Origin of the sequence: Pseudomonas sp. HMWF021, from assembly GCF_003061005.1 — a bacterium.
Lineage (GTDB): Bacteria > Pseudomonadota > Gammaproteobacteria > Pseudomonadales > Pseudomonadaceae > Aquipseudomonas.
The window spans coordinates 20,546-29,101 of sequence record NZ_QAIK01000044.1 but is presented as its reverse complement, the minus strand read 5'-3'; the positions used below and the strand labels follow the sequence as shown (position 1 = coordinate 29,101).

The following is an 8,556-nucleotide window of genomic DNA, read 5'->3' as shown; positions in this document are numbered from 1 at the left end:
TCCGTTCACTGCCCCAGCACCTGCCGGCGGTTGAGCCTAAATCGTGCCGCCTGCGGGCGGCACGTTGGAGTTCAAAATGAAACTGATCACCCTGAAACCCCTATTACTCGGCGGAAAAATCGTCGTCGAGGGCAACTCGTTCGAAACCCACGAACAGCACGGTCAAGAGCTGATTGCAAAGGGCTATGCACGGACTGACGAAACCGATGCCGAGCCTGTAGTCACGATCGAAGAAGAACTAGGCAGCCATTCTCTGGCATTGACCAGTGATCAGTTGAGCCTGATGTCCGATAGCCAAACTGCCCAAGCACCTGCGGGCAAGGCTGCACGCTCGAAAAAAAAGGTTAGTTGATCATGGGCGCTATCGATATCGACATGGCGATGCGACATCTGCGAGCAGAAGCAGAGGATCGACCCCATGTAGAAGTTCTGTTGGCTGCTGCTGAGGACAGCGCTGCTGCGTATCTTCAGCGTCAGTTCTATGCCGCGGACACTGATCTCGCTGCCGCTGTACTAGACGGAACTGCAGGTGATGATCCCATCGTCATCAGGCCATCGATAACTGCAGCGTGCCTTTTGATCCTAGGGCACCTGTATGCAAATCGTGAGGATTCGGTGACGGGCGTCAACGTGGCATCCGTTGTTGAATTACCTATGGGCTCAAGAACTCTGCTGCACCCGTATCGGGTAAAAATGGGGGTCTAAATGGCTTACCGAGAACCTGGCGCCGGAGAGCTCGACAAGCATGTAACGCTTCGGCGCCGAGATGATGCGCCCTCGGCTGACATGGGACTCGAATCATTGTTCTCTCATGCCAATCCTCGATGGGCAAAGATTGAGTTTGTCGGTTCCGTCGTCTACACCGGCAGCGCGCAAACAGAAAACAAAATCACACACCGGATATTCCTGCGCTTTCGTACCGGTATCACGACGGCCTACGAGGTGGTTCATCAGGAAACTCTGTATCGGGTGAAGCGTGGATTCGACTTGAACGGCCGGCGCAGATTCGTTGTGTTGGAAGTCGAAGAGCTTGGGTTGCTCAAATCCGGCGGGGGGATCTATGTCTAACACCGCATCGATTGATGGCTACTTGCACGTCGAGGGTTTCAATAACTTCGAACGGGATGCCTTCGACAAAAAGCAGATCCGCGCCGGGATGCGCAAGGTTGGACTGTTGGTCACTCAGCGGGCGCAGATGAATTTGGTGCTGGGCAAAGGCCAAGCGGGTTACCCGGTGAATCGTACCGGGGCGACGGTGGAGTCGGTCAGTTACAAGGTTTCCCGATCTGGGTTCTTAGTCCGTATTTCCCCGACGAAGACGTCGGCTATGGAAGATTTTTACCCGGTCTACCTGCATTACGGCGTCAAGAAGGGCCGGAGGCTGGGCAAGTTAGCGCCGGGTATGGGCAAGGGAAAATCCAACCGCCGTGCGCGGGGCGATCGCGCTGCCGCTCTCGCGGAACGTGCTGCAGGTGAGTGGCGTATTAAGCCACGCGACAACTACATGGCCGACGCCTTGCAGGACTCGGCTTCGCAAGTTCAATCGATTCTCTCTTCGGCGTTTGCGAAAGCACTGGGCTGATAGCTACCACGGACACCCTCATGAAATTGAATCCTATCGTTGCCCATCTGCGGCTGACGTGTCCCGCCTTTGCCGGTCGCGTGGCGGGCGGGATCGACTGGGACGCTGTCGTCGACAGCGCCCAGCTTGAATTGCCGGCCGCTTATGTAATCGCCACGGCCGATGCAGCTGCCCGCAGCAAAGCGCAAAACGTCGTCGTTCAGGACATCACCGACCAGTTCAACGTGGTGGTCGTGCTGAAAACATCAGATGAGCGCGGCCAGTCCGACAATGATCTGTTGCACGACATCCGTGCTGAACTCTGGCGGGCTCTTGTTGGCTGGAAGCCAGGTCCGGAGTACACCCAAATTGAATATGGGAAGGGCGCGCTACTGCACATCAGCCGAGCCCGTGTCGTTTATCAGTTCACCTTCTTTTCAGAGTTCCAGCTTGGCCGCAACCGCTCGGATCAACCGGCTGAAACGTGGCAAGAGTGGGATCTCGACGGCTTGCCAGGGTTCACCGGCGCGACCATCAACATGGACTGCATCGATCCTGCAGATCCCAATCTGAAACGACCCGGCCCGGACGGGCGCATTGAAATTGCATTCACTGGAGACGTAACACCATGACCAAGCGCATCACTGTGGTGCCGGCCGTTGGCCGCTCTGTGCCCGATCCGGAGACTGGCGACCTGTTGCCCGTTGAAGGCCGGGAAGTTACCGACGGCGCCTGGTGGCGCCGGCGGCTGGCCGACGGTGACATCGCCGTCAAAGGCGACAAGCTCCCAACCACCAAAGCCCCAGCGGCGAAACGCGAGGAAGGCAAATAATGGCCATCGGATTCAGCAACATTCCTGCCGACATCCGCGTGCCGCTGTTCTACGCGGAGATGGATAACTCGGCCGCAAACTCGGCTTCATCGGCCATGCGTCGGTTGATCGTTGGGCAGGTCAACGATGACGCGGACAGCGAAAGCATCGGCAAGCTGGTGTTGGTCTCGAGCGTCGCGATCGCCAAGAGCATTGGTGGCCAGGGTTCGATGCTCGCGGCGATGTACGAAACCTGGCGCAAGGCCGACCCGATCGGTGAAATCTGGTGTCTGCCCCTGCAAAACGAAACCGGCGGATCGTCGCGAGCGACCGTGACCATCACGGGTACTGCTACCGAGGCAGGTTTGCTGAACCTGTACGTCGGCGGTGTTCGTGTCCAGTCAACGGTCGCGGCGGCGGCGACGGCAGCTTCCGTTGCCTCCGCGTTGGCAGTGAAGATCAACGCAACACCCGATCTTCCAGTCACCGCTGCAGCCGCTGCCGGCGTAGTTACGCTGACCTGCAAGTGGACAGGCGAAAGCGGCAACGACATCAACATTGCGGTGAACCGGCTGGGCAAGTCCAACGGTGAATCGACGCCTACTGGCCTGACGGTGGTTGCCACGGCGATGTCCGCCGGAGTAGGCGCCCCTGACGCCGTGGACGCGATCGCCGCTCTCGGCGATGAACCCTTCGAGTTCCTGTGTCAGCCATGGTCGGATACAACCACGCTGAATGCCTGGAAAGATGCGATGGACGATAGCACCGGCCGTTGGAGCTGGGCCAAGCAGTTGTTCGGGCACGTCTACACCGCCAAACGCGGCACCATCGGCACGCTGGTCGCGGCCGGCCAGGCGCGCAACGACCAGCACATGACCATTCAAGGCGTGGAGCCAGGTGTGCCACAACCGGTGTGGGTGCAGGCGGCTGCGCTGGGTGCTCGCACGGCAGTGTTTATCTCTGCCGATGCCAGCCGGCCCACGCAGAGCGGCAGTCTGCCAGGACTTGATCCGGCGCCGGCGAGTGAGCGATTCACCCTGACAGAGCGTCAGTCGCTGCTTAACTACGGTATCGCAACCGCGTACTACGAAGGCGGTTACGTGCGTATTCAACGCTCGATCACCACCTACCAGAAGAACGCCTATGGCCAGGCCGACAACTCGTACCTGGACAGCGAGACCATGCATCAGTCGGCGTTCATCGTCCGCCGCATGCAGAGCGTGATTACCAGCAAGTACGGTCGCCACAAACTGGCGTCCGACGGCACGCAGTTTGGTGCAGGCCAGCCGATCGTCACCCCCGCGGTGATTCGCGGCGAGCTGATTGCGCAGTACGCCAAGCTCGAAATGGAAGGCCATGTCGAAAACGCCGAGCTGTTCGCCGAGCACCTGGTTGTCGAGCGCGACAGTAACGATCCGAGCCGTGTCAACGTGCTGTTCCCGCCGGACTACATCAACGGTCTGCGCATCTTCGCGCTGCTCAACCAGTTCCGCCTCCAGTACGACGACGCGGCGTAACGTTCACCCTGAACACCCAGCCCGCCCTGTGCGGGCTTTTTCATTCTGGAGACAAAGACCATGGGTCAAAAAGTAGCCGGCACTGTGTACGTGAAAGTAGACGGTGAGCAACTGACCATCACGGGTGGCGCGGAAGCACCGCTGATGGATGTGAAACGAGAAACGGTCTGGCCGGGTTTTTTCAAGGAAGAAAAACTGGCGCCGTATATCAAAATGACTGCACTCATGCCGCAAGGCTTTCCGATTAAAAAGTTGACCAAAGGTTACGACCAGACCGTCACTTGCGAGTTTGCGAACGGGAAGGTGTATGTGCTCTCCGGCGGCTATCTCGTCGATGAGCCTGCTGCCAAGGGCGAAGACGGTACGGTCGAACTGCAATTTGACGGTGTGAACGGGAGTTGGCAATGAGTGATGCAGTGAAGTTGCAGGTAGCGATCGAGGCTCACGGCGAGCCAGTCACCGAGCTGACGCTGCGCCGTCCGACAGTGCAGGAAGTGCGGGCCATCAAAGCGCTGCCGTACAAGATCGACAAGAACGAAGACGTCAGCCTGGATATGGACGTTGCGGCCAAGTACATCGCCGTGTGCGCCGCTATCCCGCCGTCGTCCGTCAACCAGCTGGATCTGTCCGACCTCAACGCGTTGAGCTGGGCGGTGGCCAGTTTTTTCATGAGTCCGGCATCGGGACCATCGAGCAGCTGATCGAGGTCGCCTATGACCTTGCATGGTTCTGGAAAACCGATCCGGAACTTGTAATGGCTCGTCCGCTGGACGTGCTCCTTGAATCCTTGAAGCACGCTCAGCGCATCAACACAACCCAGCAGGTGCAGTGATGGCGGACAAGTTCCAGCTCAAGGCGTTGATCACCGGCGTTGACAAGCTGTCGCCGACGCTGAAGGGCGCCGCAAGAAACGTTGCGGGATTCCGCAAGCAGTTGAATAGCTCGGGCCTTGGCAACATCGGTTTCAAGGATGTCTTGCAAGGTGGGGCGTTCGCGGCCCCGTTCGTTGCCGGCGCAAAGGCGGCCATGGAGTTTGAAACCTCCATGGCTGATGTGAAGAAGGTTGTCGACTTCGACACCCCCGAGCAATTCAAACAGATGGGCAAGGATGTCCTGGACCTGTCCGAGAAAATGCCGATGGCGGCAAGCGGCATTGCCTCCATTGTCGCCGCTGGCGGACAGGCAGGCTTTGCTCGCGGCGAGTTGAAACAGTTCGCGGAAGACGCGGTAAAGATGGGCGTTGCCTTCGATCAAACGGCCGACCAGTCCGGCGACATGATGGCCAAGTGGCGGACGTCGTTCAAACTCACTCAGCCTGAAGTGGTTGCGCTGGCTGACAAGATCAATTACCTGAGCAACACCGGGCCTTCGTCGGCCGCGCAGATTGCCGACATCGTGACCCGTATCGGTCCGCTGGGTGCGATCGCCGGCTTGGCATCCGGACAGATTGCCGCGATGGGCGCCACACTGGCCGGCGTCGGGGTTCCGAGCGAGGTTGCGGCAACAGGCATGAAGAACTTCATGCTCGCGCTGACGAAGGGCGGCTCAGCCACGAAGCAACAGGCCAAGGCGTTCAAGTCGTTGCGGCTGGATGTGAAGACGCTGGCGCAGTCCATGCAAAAAGATGCTCAGGACACCATCGAGGATGTGCTTGCGCGAATCGCCAAGGTTGACCCGGCGAAGCAAGCGGGCCTGCTCACCGAGTTGTTCGGTACCGAGTCTGTTTCAGCAATCGCTCCACTTCTGACAAACCTTGATTTGCTGAAAAAGAGCTTCAAGGATGTCGCGGTCGGATCAGGCTTTGCGGGTTCGATGGAAAAGGAATATGCCGCGCGTTCGGCCACCACCGCGAATGCAATGCAGCTTTTGCAGAACCGCGCTACGCGATTGGGTATCGAGGTTGGTAACGCGCTTTTACCGCCGTTCAACGACTTGATGTCCGATATCGGTCCGCTGGTTTCGAAAGTATCGGCACTGGCAGCAGAGCACCCGGGGCTGATAAAGGCTGTGCTGGGCGCTGGTGTTGCGTTTGGTGTGCTGCGCCTCGCGGTGACCGGCGCAATGATCGCAATGAAGGTCTTCAGCGCCGTGACTGCAATGAGTCCGATCGGGCTGATTGTTCGGGTTATCGCGCTCGCCGCAGGTCTGCTGATCGCCAACTGGAAAACCGTGGCTCCGTTCTTCGAAAGGATGTGGGAGCGGGTGCGCCGTCCCGCCATGGTGTTCTGGGAGTGGATCAAGTTGGCGTGGCAGTTCTCGCCGATGGCTTGGGTCGTTAAGAACTGGGAGCCGCTGACTGGACTGTTCTCGGCCATCTGGGACGTGCTGTATGCCGTGTCCACGCCGGTGGTGAAGTTCCTTGGTGACCTGTTTGACTGGACGCCGTTGGGCATGATCATCAACAACTGGGAACCCATTGTCGGGTTTTTCAAAAAGCTTTGGGACAGGGTTCGGCCCATTCTTGAGCCAATGATGAAAATGCTCGGAATGGATGCCGATGGTGAAGGGCTCATCAAGAAGGCGACCAACGTCGCCAACAAGTTCGCCGAAGAGCAGACAACGCGCAATGCGGGTGTCGGCGGTGGCACCGGGGCGCTGTTGCAAGCGGACGCCACTCAGGTTGCCAAAGGACGCCAATCACTCAACAACCAGGCGTTTGGGATCGACAACGACCAACTGCTTCGCGCACCCGGGCAATTGCCAGCGTCTGGCAGCCTACTCCAACAAACGGCGGCGGCGAACTCTCAGAAGGTCAATGGAGAGCTGACCATCAACCTGAATGGTGCACCACCTGGCACCACCGTCGATCAGCCAAAAACCAACCAGCCCGGTTTGAAAATAAAACCGAAGGTGGGCACGCGAACCGTTGGCGTCATGAGGGAGTAGCAAATGGATCAGACATGGCGTGATCGGATGTTGCCGGCGTCGTTTCGGGGGATCAGCTTTTTGGTTCCGCAGTCGTCGGTACCGATTGGCATGAAGGGGCAGCTTCACGAATTCCCTCAGCGCGATGAGCCGTACTTCGAGCAGTTGGGCAAGCAGTCCCAGGTACATCGACTGGTGTGCTGGATTATTGGCGATGATTGTTTTGAACGCCGCGACAAGTTCATGGAGGCGATCCAGACGCCAGGCGCTGGCGAGCTGTTGCACCCCTGGTTGGGCCGAATGCAGGTCAAGGCGGGCGAGGGTGAGTTGACCCACGACTTCAAGTCCGGCGGGATGGCTGCGTTTGAAGTGACGTTCTACCCCGACACCCCGCTAAAATTTCCAGCGGCCAAGGTCAACAGTCAGCAGCAGGTGGCCAAGGCTTCGGACAGTCTGCTGGCCTCGGCGTTGGCCCGGTACAAGTCCGCGATGGCGACGGTAGATCAGGCGCGGCTCGGCCTGGCTCGCTTGCGCAACAGCCTGTCGGGTGTGTACGCGGTGATCCAGCAGCAGTTTTCAACCATAGTCGGTGCCTTCACCAACCTAACCGAGTTCGTCCGGTCCCTGATGAATGCGCCGGACTCCCTGTCGTCGCTGTTCTCCAGCTACTTCAGCGAGTTCTCGGTGGATGACTACCTTGGCGATGACTCGGGTTCAAGCTACCGCAATGCGGTGGCCACCGCGACGCAGCAAGCCGAAGCGGTAGCCAGCATCAACACCGTTAGCCAGGCCGGTGGCGTGGATGCGGTGGCGGCCTCTCAAGCCACCGCCGATCTGGTGCAGGACGCTCTGTTGGTACAGGTGGCCCTGATCATCAGTGAAATGCCTGTCGCGTCACAGCCGGTATCCACATCCGCCGCGCCATCGGTGGACCAGCAGGCCGTACAGCCCTTCGTGAGGCCAGAGGTTCCCGTAGCTGACGATGTGATTGAGCTTCGCGACAACCTCAATGAAGCGATTTTTCAGGCGTCGCTGAAGGCCGATCCCGGGCACTACATGGTGCTCAACACATTGCGCCAGGCTATCGTCAAACATCTGACTGCTGTCGCAGAATCTGGCGTGCGCCTGGTGGAGATCACTCCGCCCGAAACCCTGTCGGCATTGGTCCTTGCCTACCGCCGCTTCGGTGATGCCACCCGCGAAAACGAAGTGGTCCAGCGCAATCGCTTGCGGCATCCGGGGTTCGTGCCTGCGCGTCCCATCAAAATCGCCCAGAGGTAACCGATGGAAGATATAAATGCTGTCAGCCTTACGGTTGACGGCCTGGATTACTCCGGCTGGAAATCCGTAGAAATCATCGCCGGGCTGGAAGATCAAGCGCGCTCGTTCAATCTCAGTATCACTTGGAAGTGGCCCGGCCAAGTCGAGCCGTTGCCGCTCAAGCAGGGCGCGAAGTGTCAGGTGCGCATTGGTGATGATCTGGTGCTCACCGGTTGGGTGTTCGCCACGCCGATCAGCTATGACCACCAGCAAATAACCACCAGCATCAGTGGGCGCTCGCTCACCGCTGACCTAGTGGATTGCGCGGCGGTCAACAAGCCCGGGCAGTGGAACAACCAGAGCGTGCTGGCGATCGTCAAGGCGCTGGCTTCGCCCTATGGCATCAGGGTGCGCAGTGAGATCCCCGAGGGGGCCAAGCTGTCGGATCACACGATAGAGCCGGGCGAAACGGCGTTCGAATCCATCGACCGACTGCTGACGCTTTTCCGAGTGTTCTCCACTGACGACGCCAAGGGTATGGC

Annotated in this window: 12 protein-coding genes; all 12 read left to right on the top strand. The window is 59.0% G+C overall.

What is annotated here, in order from left to right:
• Positions 1-76 precede the first annotated feature (76 nt).
• Positions 77-352, top strand: a complete 276-nt coding sequence (locus tag DBR18_RS28490; RefSeq protein WP_256588565.1) for a hypothetical protein — start codon at positions 77-79, stop codon at positions 350-352.
• A gap of 2 nt (positions 353-354) precedes the next feature.
• Positions 355-705, top strand: coding sequence for a head-tail connector protein (locus DBR18_RS05825; protein WP_108589612.1), 351 nt, complete (start codon positions 355-357; stop codon positions 703-705).
• Positions 706-1,068, top strand: a complete 363-nt coding sequence (locus DBR18_RS05820; RefSeq protein ID WP_108589611.1) for a head-tail adaptor protein — start codon at positions 706-708, stop codon at positions 1,066-1,068.
• Positions 1,061-1,582 carry a hypothetical protein gene (locus tag DBR18_RS05815; protein WP_108589610.1) on the top strand — a complete coding sequence of 174 codons (522 nt, stop codon included), beginning with the start codon at positions 1,061-1,063 and terminating at the stop codon, positions 1,580-1,582. The genes DBR18_RS05820 and DBR18_RS05815 overlap by 8 nt, the downstream gene beginning before the upstream one ends.
• Before the next feature lie 20 nt (positions 1,583-1,602).
• Positions 1,603-2,193: a hypothetical protein gene (locus tag DBR18_RS05810; RefSeq protein WP_108589609.1), complete on the top strand. Its 591-nt coding sequence runs from the start codon at positions 1,603-1,605 to the stop codon at positions 2,191-2,193.
• Complete coding sequence (locus tag DBR18_RS05805) at positions 2,190-2,393, top strand: DUF2635 domain-containing protein (RefSeq protein WP_108589608.1); 204 nt, start codon at positions 2,190-2,192, stop codon at positions 2,391-2,393. The genes DBR18_RS05810 and DBR18_RS05805 overlap by 4 nt, the downstream gene beginning before the upstream one ends.
• Complete coding sequence (locus DBR18_RS05800; protein ID WP_108589607.1) at positions 2,393-3,889, top strand: phage tail sheath subtilisin-like domain-containing protein; 1,497 nt, start codon at positions 2,393-2,395, stop codon at positions 3,887-3,889. The genes DBR18_RS05805 and DBR18_RS05800 overlap by 1 nt, the downstream gene beginning before the upstream one ends.
• Before the next feature lie 60 nt (positions 3,890-3,949).
• A complete protein-coding gene (locus DBR18_RS05795) occupies positions 3,950-4,297 on the top strand; it encodes a phage tail tube protein (RefSeq protein ID WP_108589606.1) in 348 nt (115 codons plus the stop codon).
• Positions 4,294-4,590: a phage tail assembly protein gene (locus DBR18_RS05790; protein WP_108589605.1), complete on the top strand. Its 297-nt coding sequence runs from the start codon at positions 4,294-4,296 to the stop codon at positions 4,588-4,590. Before DBR18_RS05795 ends, DBR18_RS05790 begins: the two co-directional genes overlap by 4 nt.
• Positions 4,591-4,720: 130 nt before the next feature.
• Positions 4,721-6,775, top strand: a complete 2,055-nt coding sequence (locus DBR18_RS05785) for a phage tail tape measure protein (RefSeq protein WP_108589604.1) — start codon at positions 4,721-4,723, stop codon at positions 6,773-6,775.
• A gap of 3 nt (positions 6,776-6,778) precedes the next feature.
• Positions 6,779-8,035 carry a DNA circularization protein gene (locus DBR18_RS05780; protein ID WP_108589603.1) on the top strand — a complete coding sequence of 419 codons (1,257 nt, stop codon included), beginning with the start codon at positions 6,779-6,781 and terminating at the stop codon, positions 8,033-8,035.
• 3 nt (positions 8,036-8,038) lie between these two features.
• Positions 8,039-8,556 (top strand): phage baseplate assembly protein (locus DBR18_RS28830; RefSeq protein ID WP_371921072.1); only part of this gene is annotated, 518 nt, incomplete at its 3' end.